Genomic DNA, 13428 nt, shown 5'->3' with positions numbered 1-13428 from the left:
CTTTGTTGTAATGTATTTGATACATTTATAATATACAACATATGTAAAATAATCACAACACTTATATAGGAAGAAATAAAAAAGTTATAAATTTACGACAAAAGTATTGACCTAGGTTACATTATCGTGTAATATAATAGACAAGTCGTAAAAACACGACAGAAAGAGGTGTAAGAATGAAAGGTTATAGCAAACTTAAAGGTCTATTAAAAGAACGAGGTATTAACCATGATGTTCTTGCTGATTTACTTGATGTACACAGAGTTACAGTAAGTAACAAGTTAAATCGTTCTCACGGTGCAGACTTTACAATGACAGAAGTCAGAAAGCTGTGTTTGTACTTAGATGTAAGTGCAGACATATATTTTTTAAATGTAAGTCGTGAAAACACGACAAAAGAACCGCAAACAACTTAAAGGAGGCAAAACACATGCAAGAGCAAAACAAAAAATCTCGATGTAGCGACGACCACATCAAGATTACTGGTTGGGAAATAGTTGATATTAATAGAAAACTAAACTTCTTTAATTACTTAATAATAATTTTAATAGTGCTAGAAGTGTTCCAAATACTCCTGTTATAGAAGGGATTAAGACTTTAAAAGTCGTTTTCCAGAAAGCTTTTCTACCATCGGTGGTTATAAATCTTTTAGTTGTTGTTCCACGTAGAGGAAAACCATTAACGTAGAAAGTTTCACCAGGTTCAGAGTCAATATAATTCTTATCTAACATTTCACGAAGATTTTTATCTTCAAATTCTATATTTACTGAACCTTTTATATAAGCAACTAAAAGCTTCCAATATATACCAGGTGTCATATCAATCACCTCCAAAGGTGATTATACCAAATATCGAACAAACAACTTAAAGGAGGAAATCAAATGCAGGAACAAAATAAAAAACCTCAAACTACTCATGGCAGTGAGCAGAGTGAGGTGAATGTTAAAAATAATTTAGTTACTTTTTAAAGTTCGGATAATAAGTTGATAAAAAACTAATTAAACACACTATAGCAAGGATTAATGAGTTTTGAATGTGTAGGTCGTTATCGTTTATATAATTAGTTGCAAAGTTTCCAATATCAGTACTTGCACCAATACTACTCGACCATCGCACTACTGTTTTGAAAGGATGTGGATAATCATTTTTGAAAGCATCGATAAATTTATTGTATTTATTATCAGCATTCTGATTATTTATTGGATAGGTCGAATTGATGGTTTCAACCAAAGTAGAAATAGCAGTTGGATTGATATAAAAATCTCGAATGGTTTGTTGCGCTTGAGACACTACATCATCGTCAAACCCATAACTATTTTTAAAAGACTTTATAGCTTTTTCAGAAAATAAATTTCTTTGGAAATTATAAGGATTAGATATATTAGGAAAATTCCAATTAAACGATGGTTTCCTAGTTAATGTAATTAATTCTGATAATTTTAAATTTACTACATTTACATTACCCATTCGTAAAAGTTGATTTTTTAATTGCCTATTAATTTCTAAGGTATTAGTTAAGTTTTGATTTGATAGTAATGAAGGTTTCAATGCTGTTCGTTTCGCTGATTCAAGATCGGAAACGGTTTTGTTAATAATTCCTCGAACATTTCTTAGAGGATCAATATACATTATTTTTCACCACCTACCATCGCAGTAGCGATAACCAAATTATACACGAAAGGAGTGGCCGTCATGCCACCACACATCCAAACAATGATGTTTAACTTTTTTGCCAAACGTGGCTACTTAGAGCCGGCGATGAAAAATTTAGAAGAAAGGAGGTTAAGAGAATGTCAAACAAAGACAAAACAATTTTAATCAGTGGAATGATGTTCAACGTAATATTCTTTTTAACAATGATGCTAAACATCTTCATCACTAACGCATTAGCGATAGGTATGGTTGCGTCAGGAGTAACTTATCTGTTTTTCGACAAATTATTTTACGCACAAAAAAAGACCGAAAGTCGCTGCAACGACTAACAGTCAAACACTTAACAAAAATTTCATCTTAATCATATAACGGGAGGCACATATATGCAAGAGGTAACTATATCTTTAAAAGAATATAACAACTTACTTAAAGACAGTAGAGATTTAGTTCTAGTTAGTTTAGAAAACAAGAAATTAAAAAGACAACTAGACACTGCTAACGAGCATATCAAAGATTTAAACGACAATATCAATTTATATATTAGCCTATATCAAAGTGCAGATGCTAGAGCAGATAGAGCAGACAAGAGATTGGAGGAGTATATCAATGTCAAACACATATAACTTAACTCAAGCCTACTTAGAAGTTTTGAACAAATTAGATGAAGGTTATTCGTTTGAAGATTTAAAAGATACTTTGGATAGCATTGAAGAAGAATTGAATATAAAAGTCGATAACACAATCGGCTTAAAGCGTTCGGTAGATGCTGATGTTGAAACTATTGATAAGGAAATTAAACGTCTACAAGCGATCAAAAAACAAAAAGCAAACCTATCAGACCGTTTGAAAGGTTACTTGCTAGATATGTTAGATCAACGTCAATTGGATAAGTACCGTACATCTACTAACTACATTTACAAACGCAGTAACGCACCTAGCGTACACATCACGAACGAAGGATTAATTGATAAAGCATATTTCGTAGAACAAGAACCTAAATTAGATAAAAAAGCTTTAAAAGAAGATATTCAAGCTGGTGCAGATGTTGAAGGTGCAGAATTAGTAAGCTCAACAAGTTTGGTGGTGAAGTAGATGGAATTCAATATTTCAAACGCTAAAGAGATTACAACAGACAAATCAACGTATCTCATATATGCAAAACCTGGCACAGGTAAAACACACACATTAAATTTCTTACCTGGCAAGACACTTTATATCAACGTAGATAAATCAGAACGACCTTTAAAAGGCAATGAGAACATCGACATTTTAGAATTCAATACTCACGAAGCGTGGGAAGAGTGGGGCGAGTTGATGAAATGGTTCAACGATAACAAAGATATTGTTGATCAATACGACACAATTGTCATCGACAACATTTCTGAGTTATTCCGTTCGATGCTCGCTAACTTAGGTCGTAACGGTAAGAATGACAGAGTTCCAGAGATGAGCCACTACCAACGTGTAGACTTCTTTACGATTGATAGCTTACGTTTCCTGCAATCACTAGGAAAACGACTTGTATTTATTGCTTGGGAAACGAACTTTGAAAACTATACTCCAGCAGGTCAACGAATAACGCAAGCAGTACCAGACATTCGTAAAACTATTCGTGATAATGTCGCAGGACTTTGCCAAGTTGTTGCGAGATTAGAAATAAGTGACAAATCAGGCAAACGTGGTTTTATCTTAACGCCTAGCAATAGTAAGTTTGCAAAAAACCAATTAGATAATCGTGAACATTGCTTGCAAGAAGAGTTGTTTAAAGTCGGTGATGTGGATGATACAACTACGTGATTATCAAAATGAATTGATTGACGGTATCTATCAGTCAATGAGTAAAGGCAACACGAAAATTATGGTAGTTAGCCCCGCAGGCAGTGGTAAGAGTGTCACAATGTCAGAGATTGCAAGACGAGCAACAGAAAAAGGTAATCGTGTGTTGTTTATCGTGCATAGACGTGAGTTAGTTAATCAAATTAAAGGCACGTTTCAAGCGAACAATGTTGATATGGAACTTTGTCACGTTGGCATGGTGCAAACCGTAGCAAACAGAATAAAACGTGATAAAGAACCTACACCTTCAATCATTCTAGTAGACGAAGCGCATCATAGCATGGCTAAAACGTATTTAAATATCTTTGAAAGTTTCAATCAAGCCTATGTATTAGCATTCACTGCTACTCCGTGGCGTATGTCTGGCAAAGGTTTTACAGATGTCTTTCAAGATTTAATTCTAGGAAAAACAGTTCAATGGTTAATCGATAACAAAAGACTAGCACCATTCAAGTATTATTCAGTCAATTTAATGGATGATGACAAACTTAAGAAAAATTCAACTGGTGATTTTAGTGATGCGTCTATCACATTATCAATGGAACCTCAAATTTACGGCGATGTGATTGAGAATTATCGAAAGTTTGCAGAGGGTCAAAAAACAATCGTATATACCCACAATGTTCAGTCTAGTAAGGAAGTGGCAGAGAAATTCAAAGCTAACGGTTATGCAGTTAGACAAGTTGACGGTAAGACACCTAAATCAGAAAGAGAACAAGCGATGGAATTGTTTCGAAAAGGCGAAGTTAAAATACTCGTTAATGCTGAACTTTACGGCGAAGGTGTAGACGTACCAGACTGCCAGTGCGTAATACTTTTGCGACCTACCATGTCGCTAACGTTATTTATTCAACAGACAATGCGTTCAATGCGTTACCAACCTAACAAACTAGCAACGATTATTGATCATGTTGGAAATTATCGTAGGCACGGTTTACCCAATACAGAACATGACTGGAACGTTCATTTTGAAGGTAAACGTAAAAAAAGTAAGGATAACGACGCAATTCCGATAAAAGAATGTCCTGAATGTTACAGCGTCATAGAAAGTGCATATTCAATATGTCCTGCATGTGGTTTTGAATTTCCACAAGAGAGAGAACAATCAGAAATGCTTATAGATGAAAATGCAGAACTTGAAGAAGTAGACGATAAAATCATCACTTTAACTTTAAAGCAACCAGAAGAATGCGAAAGTGTTGAAGAATTATATCAACTTGCTAAACAAAAAGGTTATAAACCTGGTTGGGCTTATGTACAAGCAAAAAGATTAGGAATGTTGGGGTGATTATAAATGTGTGAACGAACTAAATATAAAGGCGGAGAAATTATTAACGGCTTAACCATTATTGGTGATACCGGTAAGCGCACTGAAAACGGGAATTATGCTATTTACTTAGTAAAAGATAAAGATGGAAATTATAAAGAATACCAATCTGTCAACATTGCAAGAGGACATGCTACTGGCTATAGGACTAGTCAAGAAGGTCGTGAACAATCTCGACAATCTATGAATGAGCTAAATAAAAATAGAAATAAGTATTTAAAAAAACGCGGCTATGAAAATGGCACTGTAACTTGGGCAAAGAACATTAAAATACCAACAAATAATACTTCAGGTTACAAAGGTGTCAATCTTCTTAAAGCGAAACCAGGTAGAAGAAAAAAGGATGCTTGGAGAGCTTATATAGTAGTAAAACAAAAACAGATTTATTTAGGAACTTATGAAAACAAACAAGATGCAATTGCGGCACGTAAATTAGCAGAACAAAAATATTTTAATCAAAAAGGAGAATTTTAATTATGACAAACTTTACTTTAAATATGGAAGATACTTTTGACGGTGGAATTCAAGACGGGACATACGAAACAGTAATTACTAAATTCGAAGAAAATGCGACACAAGCAGGAACTGAATATGTAGATGTCCGTTTAACGATTAGAAATGATATTGACCAAAAATACAAAAATAACATTGTATTTCACAGAATTTGGAAAGCGAAAGCTACAGGAAAATATGATATGCGTTTCTTTAATACAATCGGTGCTGCAGCACAATTACAACGTGGAAAACAATATTCTTCAATCGAAGAATTATTCAAAGATTTCTTAGGAAAACCGGTACGTGTCACAGTTAAAAATGAAACGTCAGAATATAACGGCAAAGAATATGAAAATTTAAATGTAAAACGTTGGGAAAAAACAAAATTCCCAGAAATGGCACATAAATTTAAAACCGAAGATGGTGGCAATCCATTTGCAGGCGGATTAGACGAAACAAATTCAGATGATTATCCATTCTAAAAAGGAGGACACCACTGTGTATGACAGTATTCCGTATGAACTTAAAGAATTAGATCAGTGGTGTTGTTTCAAAATTGAGGAGGTTGAAAATGGACGTAAAACAAAACGTCCTTACAACCCACTCAATAACAACATGGCTAAATCTAATGACAAAACAACATGGGTCAGTTTTGATGACGCAGTAAATAATTTAAATGGTTATGACGGTATAGGTTTTTTCTTTGTAGAACCATATGTCGGTATCGACCTAGATAAAGTAGAAAATGAAATTAAAGAATATTTAGAAAACCCAGACACTTCAAATATCATTGGTGAGTTTATCAATGTATTAGAAACGTATGCAGAAATATCACCGAGCAGAACAGGTATTCATTTAATAACGAAAGGCGAGTTACCTAAAAAAGGACGCAGACGTGGAAACGTAGAAATTTATGACAAAGGTCGTTTCTTTACAATGACAGGTAAACATATTGGTGGTTACAACGGTATTAATAATGACGAATATGGTCAGTTGAATTTCTTACACAGTAAGTATATTGCTAAGCAAGAACCAGAAATAACGCCTAAAAATAGTGTGGCTGGTAGCGGTAATGATTTATCTGTCGACCAAATTATCGATATTGCTAAAAAAAGTAAGAACGGTCTACGTTTTACCACACTATATGAAGGCGATTGGACACAATTCTATACTTCACAATCAGAGGCAGACATGGCATTCGCTAATGACTTAGCGTTTTGGACTGCACGTGATCCTAAAAAAATGGACGACATTTTTCGAAAATCAAAACTTTATCGTGATAAGTGGGATGAGAAGAGAGGCGATGACACTTACGGTAACATCACAATCACTACTGCAATTGATACTTGTCAAAATGAATTTATTCCCGAAACAACAGATGATGATTTTCAACTCTTTATCATGGATGAGGCAGTCAAACCAGCAAAAGAAAACAAAGGGTACTCATACGACGATACAGGCAACGCAGAGCGTCTTAAAGATAAATTTGGGGATAACATACGTTATAACTATACTTCGCGATCATGGATGTATTACGACGGTAGACGTTGGAAGATTGACGACACAGGTCGCATGAAAATACTCACTGATAAAGTTGCTGAAAGTATTAAGAAAGAAAAATTGTTTGTTACTGACGGTGTCGATAAAGATGATATGGAAAAGTATCGCTACAGACATTGGAAAGATACACGTAACCATAATAAAAAAGTGAACATGCTAAAAGAATGTGAACACTTATTACCAGTTACAAATGAAACGTTTGATAAAGACTTCGATTTATTTAATACCCAAAATGGTTATCTTAACTTAAAAACTGGAGAACTTAAAGAACACGATAAGCAACAATATTTTACCAAGATATCTAATGTTGAATACACGGATAAATCAGATTGTCCTAAGTGGGAAGAATTTTTGAACGACATATTCTTAGACAACCAAGAACTCATCCGATTTATTCAAAGAGCTGTTGGTTATTCTTTATCTGGATACACGACAGAACAAGTGTTAATGGTGCTTTATGGTAACGGTCGAAACGGTAAGTCAGTTTTCTTAGATATTTTAAATGAAATCTTTGGTAACTACGCAACAAACATTCAACCACAAGCAATTATGGCAAGTAAAAATCAATCAGATGCCTCACCAGAAATAGCTAAATTAGACGGTGCAAGGTTGGTTACTACCACAGAACCTAATGAGGGTGAACGTTTTGACGAAGGATTAATCAAACAATTAACTGGTGGCGATAGAGTGTCAGCAAGACGTTTGTATGAAAATGAATTCGAGTTCACACCACAGTTTAAATTGTGGATGGCAACCAACCACAAACCATATGTACGTGGTCGTGATGAAGGTATTTGGAGACGTTTTGTCATTATACCTTTTGAAAAGCAAATACCGCTTGAAGAAGTCGACAGAGAGCTTACACAGAAATTAAAGCGTGAATTACCTGCAATTATGAAATGGTGCTTAGACGGTTTTCTTGAATGGCAACGTATCGGACTTGCAGAACCTGCCATTATAAAAGAGCAGAGAGATGAGTACCGTACTGAAATGGATAGTATCGCAGCATTTATTGAAGAATGTTGTGTAGTTAAGCAGGGCGAGAATATTAAAGCTAGTTTGTTATTTGAGGCATACGATGAATGGGCCAAAGATAATCATCAACACAGAATGAGTAGTACAAAGTTTGGAAAAGAAATGGCTAAAAAATTTACTAAGAAAACGTCAAACGGTGTTAAGTATTACGGAATTAACATTTTACACGAATATAACCCAGGTTTAATCCGGTTGAAAATGTAAATGGAATAGTTTTGGAAGGGTTTTGGAATAGTTGGAGGGTCAACCCTTCCACTGCTTGAACTATTGGTATAAAGCCTTTTATAGAATTTTTATTTTTTAAATGGAATAGTTGGAATAGTTTTCTAAGAAAAGTAAAACAATAAAAAATAGTAATAATATATATAAATACTTTACTAAAAAAGGGTCCAACCCTTCCATTTTTACTGAAATCGTTGGGAGAGTAAGAATAAACCCTTCCACTTTTTAAAATTAACCCTTCCAAACCGTTCCAAATTGGAGGAAATATATGCCAAGCGAACAAAAAATACAAAATGAAATTATCTTAGCAATCAATCAACGTGGTCATAGACTTTGGAGAGCAAATGCTGGAAAAGTCGTAACTAAAGATAATCGCATTATTAAATTATTGCCGAAAGGGTTTCCAGATACATTCGGTTATCGTAAATCGGATGGCAAGTTTATAGCAATTGAAGTAAAAACAGAAAGTGGAAGATTAAGACCTGAACAAAAGAAATTTAAAGCATTCGCAGAAACGCAAAATATTTTATATGGGGTTGCTAGAAGTGTGGAAGATGCAATTCAGATTGTGGAGGGATAAATCATGCAAGAAGAAACACTAAAACTCACATTCGATTTAACCGTCGAAGTAGAACAACCTATTTGGATAAACAAACATGCAGATAGAGAAAACTATATCGAACATTACGCTAATAGATATAAAAATGACCCTGACAATTTACTCGATAATATCAAAAACATTACTGACGTTAGTGTCAGTTATGCAGATTGGAAGTGACACCATGATAAAAGTGAATTTAAACGGTAAACGTTACAGATTGTGTGATGTGTACAAATATTTTGATGTATCTGATAGCACAGTTCGTAAGAGATATAAAGAAGGTCTACGTGGACCAGAGTTAATACATGGTAAAGGAGTATATGAGTATGGTGCAGACGTACGAAAGAAATGAAAAGCAATTAACAGCTAAGCAGTTGTATGAGATACAGCAAGCAGAAATTAGGCACGAAAGAGCATTGAAACGTAAACGTAGAGAAGAACGTATTGCTAGGGCTAAACGTGTAGAGCGTGAGGTTGCTAAGCATAGAGTAAACACTAGATACTTTAAAAACCTAGTGCAAAACAATCTTATGGTTAAAGTCAAAACGGATCAGTACGGCAATGTACAGAGGGGGTAACGGAATGAAAAACGTAAGAATAATTGATTTGAAAGTAGATAATATTGTTCAGTTCCAAGCACCATTTAAAGGTATTACTGCTATGCAAACGGCCATAGTCAATCGTGTGTATGCAAAAGAAATACTATTAAAAACAGTTTGGTACGCAGAGGTTGAGAATGCAGATGGTTATAAATTCACACTTACAGATAACGATGACTTTGTGAGAGTTGATGAGCCATTCACACGTAAAGTGGATTTTATAAACGAACCACCACATTATACTTACGGCGATATTGAGATTATAGATTTTATTGAACAGGTCACTAAAGATTATAAATCAGAATTAGCATTTAGTATCGGTAATGCAATCAAGTATATTGCTAGAGCCAATCATAAAAATGGCAAGGAAGATTTAGACAAAGCACGCTGGTATTTAAATCGTGCATTTGAGAAGTGGGAGGCCGAACAATGATCTATTTAGGTGGCGACATGCTAAGCATAGGGCAACAGATGCGTCGTGAATGGGAGAAACAAGAATTACAACGATTAGGCTTTAAAGTCTACGCACCACACGACGATAAGGATATCAATGACAAAGCGAATGCTAAGCAAGATAAATTAGCAGAACGTATTGTGTTTAACGACACATTAGGCATGGAAACAAGCGATGTCATGATATTCGACTACTTACCACATGCACAAGGAACAATTTGCGAAATGGGGTACGCACAGCATCTTAAAAAAGCTAGTGAGAAGGACATTAAGATTTATGTTCAATGTACTGACATTAGACAAGGCACAGGACATATTTCAGATGAACAAGATCGTGCAGAGTTCAGTATTAATCAATATGTGTATGGCGTAATCATGGATGTCACTGACGGGAGAGGTATTCAAACGTTTGATGAGATATGTGAGGAGTTGAACGCATGAAATTCATAGATATATGTAGTGGTATTGGAGGTTTCCGTTCTGCATTAGAAAAACACGGTCATGAATGTGTAGCGTTTGCAGAGATAGACAAATTCGCTAAACAAAGTTATAGAGCGATATACGATACAGAAAATGAGGAGGAGTTAGATGACATCACAAGCGTTACAGATGAACATTTTCGATTATACAGAGGACAAGTCGACATCATCACAGGGGGCTTTCCTTGCCAAGCCTTTAGTATCGCAGGGAACCGCAGAGGGTTTGAAGATACAAGAGGGACAATCTTCTTTCATATTGCGAGGGCGATTAAAGAGATCCAACCATCTTATGTATTACTGGAAAACGTCAAAGGGTTACTCTCACACGACAAAGGGAGAACTTATGGAACAATCGTTCAAGCGTTGGATGAACTGGGGTATTTCATCGAATGGGGCTTGTTTAACAGCAAATATTGGGGAGTTCCACAAAATAGAGAGCGCGTATACATCTTAGTTACACGTAAAGACGTATGGAAAGAACCTAAGTTATTCAACTTAGTTAAACAACAAACAAGCGTCGACACACGACTAGTTGACATCTTAGAGAAAGACGTAGACGAAAGTTACTACTTATCCGAAGAAAAGACAAGAAAGTTAACGTTGAATGAAGATTTAAGCGGTAGATTAAACCACTACGATTACAGAGATGTTGATAGTGTTCATAGTGTGAATAGGGTAAGTCCTACACTTAACACAATGCAAGGTGGGGATAGACAACCAAAAGTGGCAGTGGTTGGCAATACATCTAATACACACCACAATGCACATAACGTTCATGATGTGAATGGTTTAAGTCCTACTATTGCAGCGAGAGATTATAAAGGGGCTAAGCAAGTGGCTATTCCAGTATTAACGCCAGATAGAGTAAACAAACGACAAAACGGTAGACGTTTTAAAGAGGATAACGATCCAATGTTTACATTAACTAGCCAAGATAGACACGGGATAGCGATTAGAGAAGCAACTAAAAAAGGATATGCAGAGGCTATGGAAGGTGATAGTGTTAATACTTCGTTTCCTAACAGTAAAACTAGACGTGGGCGTGTAGGTAAACAAGTAGCACAGACGTTACAAGCAGGAGAAGTTAATCAAGGTGTGGTTGTTGATAAAGGACATAATTTCTATGAAAAAGATAATATACTATATGATGAAAGACAATATGTTAATTTACCAGATCAATTTGAACCGGATTATATTTATGTCGAACCAGTTATAAAAGTAATTGATAAAGAACATATTATTTTAATCAATAGTGATGACGAGCAATACGAAATTCTAAAAATTAAAAATGACTATTATTTATCTTTGGGAGTGTCACATAATTTAAAAGATGTAATTCAATATGTGCCTAAAGAACAGTACGGACGTTTAGGTAAACAAGCTAGTGAAACGATGAACGAGAACATTGATTTAATCGAAGAAGGTATGACGATTAATTCCTATAATAAAACGTTAAATTCAACTGGAATTAGTCCAACTGTTACTACTAGACCAGAAGGGTTTAAAACAGCCATTTTACCAATCACAAATAATTTAAGAATACGCAAACTTACACCTTTAGAATGTTGGCGACTTCAGGGCTTTACAGATGAACAGTTTTATAAAGCTAAAAATAGTGGAGTGAGTAAATCACAATTATATAAACAAGCGGGTAATGCAGTAACTGTTAATGTCGTAGATGCGATTGTAGGTGAGTTGGAATGATATTATCCGACACAATTAACCAACGCTACAAATACAACACACAAGGCAAGACACCTACACAAATACAGTGTGAATTACGTGAGTTAGGTGTCAAAGGCTTTGTGGTTAAGGTAGCAGGAAGTAGAGTGACGATGAAAGTTAGTGAGTGTGACATAAAAAGGAACAGGGAGTGTGTAAGGTGAACGCAGAAGCTAAGTTTGTATCTAGTGTTATGGACGCTAGGTTGAAGAAAGTTAGAAGAGAATGTGAGAGTTTCCGTAAACAACGTGATGAACTAATACAGGATATAGCTAAATTAAGAAAACAATTGGAGGATCAGAAGATGAATAACACATTAGATCAATTAGTAGAACAAGTACAACAATGGAGTATTGATAAAGATTTACACAATGGGAATTCAGATAGACAAGCACTTAAATTCTACGAAGAGGCTGGAGAAGTTGCATCAGCATTATCTCGTGGGCAAATGGATGCATTAAAAGACGGGATAGGCGATACAGTCGTTACATTAATCATCTTGGCGCAACAACATGATATGACGTTACAGGAGTGTTTACAGTATGCATATGACGAGATTAAAGGGAGAAAAGGGCGTACTATAAACGGTACTTTTATTAAGGAAAGTGATTTGAATGGTTAGAGTACATTCAAATGTTGATGACTTCCCTTTAGCTGAAACGCCTACAAAAATGAAAGTTAATATTTTAGGACAAGTTTTTGGGAAATTAAAACCGGTTGAAAGAATTGTAAAAATAAGACCTAATGGTAAAAAAGTAATCTGTTACGATTGCGAATGTGAATGTGGTAACACCGTACTATTTCCTATGCAATATTTAACATCCGGAAGAAGAAAAGATTGTGGTTGTGTTAAACGAATTGTTCATTTGGATATTGTAGATAGAATATCTAAGGGTAATGATTACCACAAGAATTATAGACGTGAATATACAAAAACTGAGTTTGGTTTTTTGAATAAATTATACTATGCAATGGCGTCAAGAAACAGAGAAAAAGGGTTTGGAGAATTACCGTTCAGCGTGCAAGAATTTACTACAAAATTTATTAAACATTATTCGTTTGTGAAGCTATTCGAAAATTATAAAAATAGTGGGTTTGATAGAGGTTTAGCGCCGAGTATAGATAGAATTAACCCTAATTTAGGTTATTTTTATGAAAATATGCAATTTGTTACTTCTAAAGAAAATGCAGAAAAAGGATTGCAAGAGTTTAAATTAGTTAAAAGTAGACCTATATCTATGTACGATTATAAAACTAAAGAGTTGATTATGAAATTTGATTGTGTAAAAGACGCTGTAACATACACAGGTTTACAACAAGGAAATATAAGTAAAGTTTTAAATGGCAATAGAAATAAAACGGGTGGTTATTATTTTGAATATGATCAGAAAGAAGATAGCGATGTACTAACTAAAATTAAACAAATGCTAGGTAAGGAGTGAGCGG

22 protein-coding genes are annotated in these 13428 nt (G+C 34.8%); 20 read left to right on the top strand and 2 right to left on the bottom strand.

The window, feature by feature from the left end:
* The first annotated feature begins 176 nt into the window (after positions 1–176).
* A complete protein-coding gene (locus tag HMPREF3239_RS00435; RefSeq protein WP_053033159.1) occupies positions 177–416 on the top strand; it encodes a helix-turn-helix domain-containing protein in 240 nt (79 codons plus the stop codon).
* Between the two features lie 108 nt (positions 417–524).
* Here the strand turns inward: HMPREF3239_RS00435 and HMPREF3239_RS00430 are convergent, their stop codons facing one another.
* Together HMPREF3239_RS00430 and HMPREF3239_RS00425 are read right to left on the bottom strand one after the other, a co-directional pair.
* The gene (locus HMPREF3239_RS00430; protein ID WP_053035419.1) at positions 525–818 is read right to left on the bottom strand and encodes a hypothetical protein; all 294 of its coding nucleotides are present in this window, start codon (positions 816–818) and stop codon (positions 525–527) included.
* A 139-nt stretch (positions 819–957) separates the two neighbouring features.
* A complete protein-coding gene (locus HMPREF3239_RS00425) occupies positions 958–1629 on the bottom strand; it encodes a hypothetical protein (protein WP_053035418.1) in 672 nt (223 codons plus the stop codon).
* A gap of 63 nt (positions 1630–1692) precedes the next feature.
* Between HMPREF3239_RS00425 and HMPREF3239_RS12565 the strand changes: the two genes are divergently transcribed.
* The 19 genes from HMPREF3239_RS12565 to HMPREF3239_RS00335 all read left to right on the top strand — a co-directional run bounded on the left by HMPREF3239_RS12565 (position 1693) and on the right by HMPREF3239_RS00335 (position 13424).
* Positions 1693–1818 carry a hypothetical protein gene (locus HMPREF3239_RS12565; protein ID WP_011276643.1) on the top strand — a complete coding sequence of 42 codons (126 nt, stop codon included), beginning with the start codon at positions 1693–1695 and terminating at the stop codon, positions 1816–1818.
* Positions 1791–1982, top strand: a complete 192-nt coding sequence (locus tag HMPREF3239_RS00420) for a DUF1270 family protein (RefSeq protein WP_070854311.1) — start codon at positions 1791–1793, stop codon at positions 1980–1982. The genes HMPREF3239_RS12565 and HMPREF3239_RS00420 overlap by 28 nt, the downstream gene beginning before the upstream one ends.
* A 54-nt stretch (positions 1983–2036) precedes the next feature.
* Complete coding sequence (locus tag HMPREF3239_RS00415; protein WP_070854310.1) at positions 2037–2276, top strand: hypothetical protein; 240 nt, start codon at positions 2037–2039, stop codon at positions 2274–2276.
* Positions 2260–2745, top strand: a complete 486-nt coding sequence (locus tag HMPREF3239_RS00410; protein WP_070854308.1) for a siphovirus Gp157 family protein — start codon at positions 2260–2262, stop codon at positions 2743–2745. Before HMPREF3239_RS00415 ends, HMPREF3239_RS00410 begins: the two co-directional genes overlap by 17 nt.
* The gene (locus tag HMPREF3239_RS00405; RefSeq protein ID WP_070854307.1) at positions 2746–3450 is read left to right on the top strand and encodes an AAA family ATPase; all 705 of its coding nucleotides are present in this window, start codon (positions 2746–2748) and stop codon (positions 3448–3450) included.
* Positions 3434–4777, top strand: a complete 1344-nt coding sequence (locus HMPREF3239_RS00400) for a DEAD/DEAH box helicase (RefSeq protein ID WP_070854305.1) — start codon at positions 3434–3436, stop codon at positions 4775–4777. The genes HMPREF3239_RS00405 and HMPREF3239_RS00400 overlap by 17 nt, the downstream gene beginning before the upstream one ends.
* Positions 4778–4783: 6 nt before the next feature.
* Positions 4784–5290, top strand: coding sequence for a hypothetical protein (locus tag HMPREF3239_RS00395; protein ID WP_070854303.1), 507 nt, complete (start codon positions 4784–4786; stop codon positions 5288–5290).
* Positions 5291–5292: 2 nt separating this feature from the next.
* On the top strand, positions 5293–5793 hold the full coding sequence (locus HMPREF3239_RS00390; protein WP_070854301.1) for a DUF669 domain-containing protein: 501 nt from the start codon (positions 5293–5295) through the stop codon (positions 5791–5793).
* 16 nt (positions 5794–5809) lie between these two features.
* On the top strand, positions 5810–8110 hold the full coding sequence (locus HMPREF3239_RS00385; protein WP_070854299.1) for a phage/plasmid primase, P4 family: 2301 nt from the start codon (positions 5810–5812) through the stop codon (positions 8108–8110).
* A 286-nt stretch (positions 8111–8396) separates the two neighbouring features.
* Positions 8397–8708 (top strand): VRR-NUC domain-containing protein, encoded by a 312-nt coding sequence (locus HMPREF3239_RS00380; protein ID WP_070854297.1) that lies wholly within the window; start codon positions 8397–8399, stop codon positions 8706–8708.
* 3 nt (positions 8709–8711) lie between these two features.
* Complete coding sequence (locus HMPREF3239_RS00375; RefSeq protein WP_011276630.1) at positions 8712–8906, top strand: hypothetical protein; 195 nt, start codon at positions 8712–8714, stop codon at positions 8904–8906.
* 4 nt (positions 8907–8910) lie between these two features.
* A complete protein-coding gene (locus tag HMPREF3239_RS00370; RefSeq protein WP_224743120.1) occupies positions 8911–9081 on the top strand; it encodes a hypothetical protein in 171 nt (56 codons plus the stop codon).
* Entirely contained in the window at positions 9056–9307 is a 252-nt protein-coding gene (locus HMPREF3239_RS00365) for a hypothetical protein (protein ID WP_070854295.1), read from the top strand. The genes HMPREF3239_RS00370 and HMPREF3239_RS00365 overlap by 26 nt, the downstream gene beginning before the upstream one ends.
* Before the next feature lie 82 nt (positions 9308–9389).
* Positions 9390–9761, top strand: a complete 372-nt coding sequence (locus tag HMPREF3239_RS00360) for a DUF3310 domain-containing protein (protein WP_083324734.1) — start codon at positions 9390–9392, stop codon at positions 9759–9761.
* The gene (locus tag HMPREF3239_RS00355) at positions 9758–10222 is read left to right on the top strand and encodes a nucleoside 2-deoxyribosyltransferase (protein WP_070854292.1); all 465 of its coding nucleotides are present in this window, start codon (positions 9758–9760) and stop codon (positions 10220–10222) included. Before HMPREF3239_RS00360 ends, HMPREF3239_RS00355 begins: the two co-directional genes overlap by 4 nt.
* Positions 10219–11964 (top strand): DNA cytosine methyltransferase, encoded by a 1746-nt coding sequence (gene dcm / locus HMPREF3239_RS00350; RefSeq protein ID WP_256323723.1) that lies wholly within the window; start codon positions 10219–10221, stop codon positions 11962–11964. Before HMPREF3239_RS00355 ends, dcm begins: the two co-directional genes overlap by 4 nt.
* Positions 11961–12146 (top strand): hypothetical protein, encoded by a 186-nt coding sequence (locus tag HMPREF3239_RS12560; RefSeq protein ID WP_070854290.1) that lies wholly within the window; start codon positions 11961–11963, stop codon positions 12144–12146. Before dcm ends, HMPREF3239_RS12560 begins: the two co-directional genes overlap by 4 nt.
* A gap of 140 nt (positions 12147–12286) precedes the next feature.
* Positions 12287–12604, top strand: coding sequence for a MazG-like family protein (locus HMPREF3239_RS00340; protein WP_070854336.1), 318 nt, complete (start codon positions 12287–12289; stop codon positions 12602–12604).
* Positions 12597–13424 (top strand): hypothetical protein, encoded by an 828-nt coding sequence (locus tag HMPREF3239_RS00335; RefSeq protein WP_070550194.1) that lies wholly within the window; start codon positions 12597–12599, stop codon positions 13422–13424. Before HMPREF3239_RS00340 ends, HMPREF3239_RS00335 begins: the two co-directional genes overlap by 8 nt.
* Positions 13425–13428 lie beyond the last annotated feature (4 nt).

Source organism: Staphylococcus sp. HMSC34C02 (genome assembly GCF_001838705.1).
GTDB classification, from domain to species: Bacteria; Bacillota; Bacilli; order Staphylococcales; family Staphylococcaceae; genus Staphylococcus; species Staphylococcus borealis.
The sequence above is the reverse complement of the archived record's forward strand: the minus strand, read 5'-3'. Positions and strand labels throughout refer to the sequence as shown.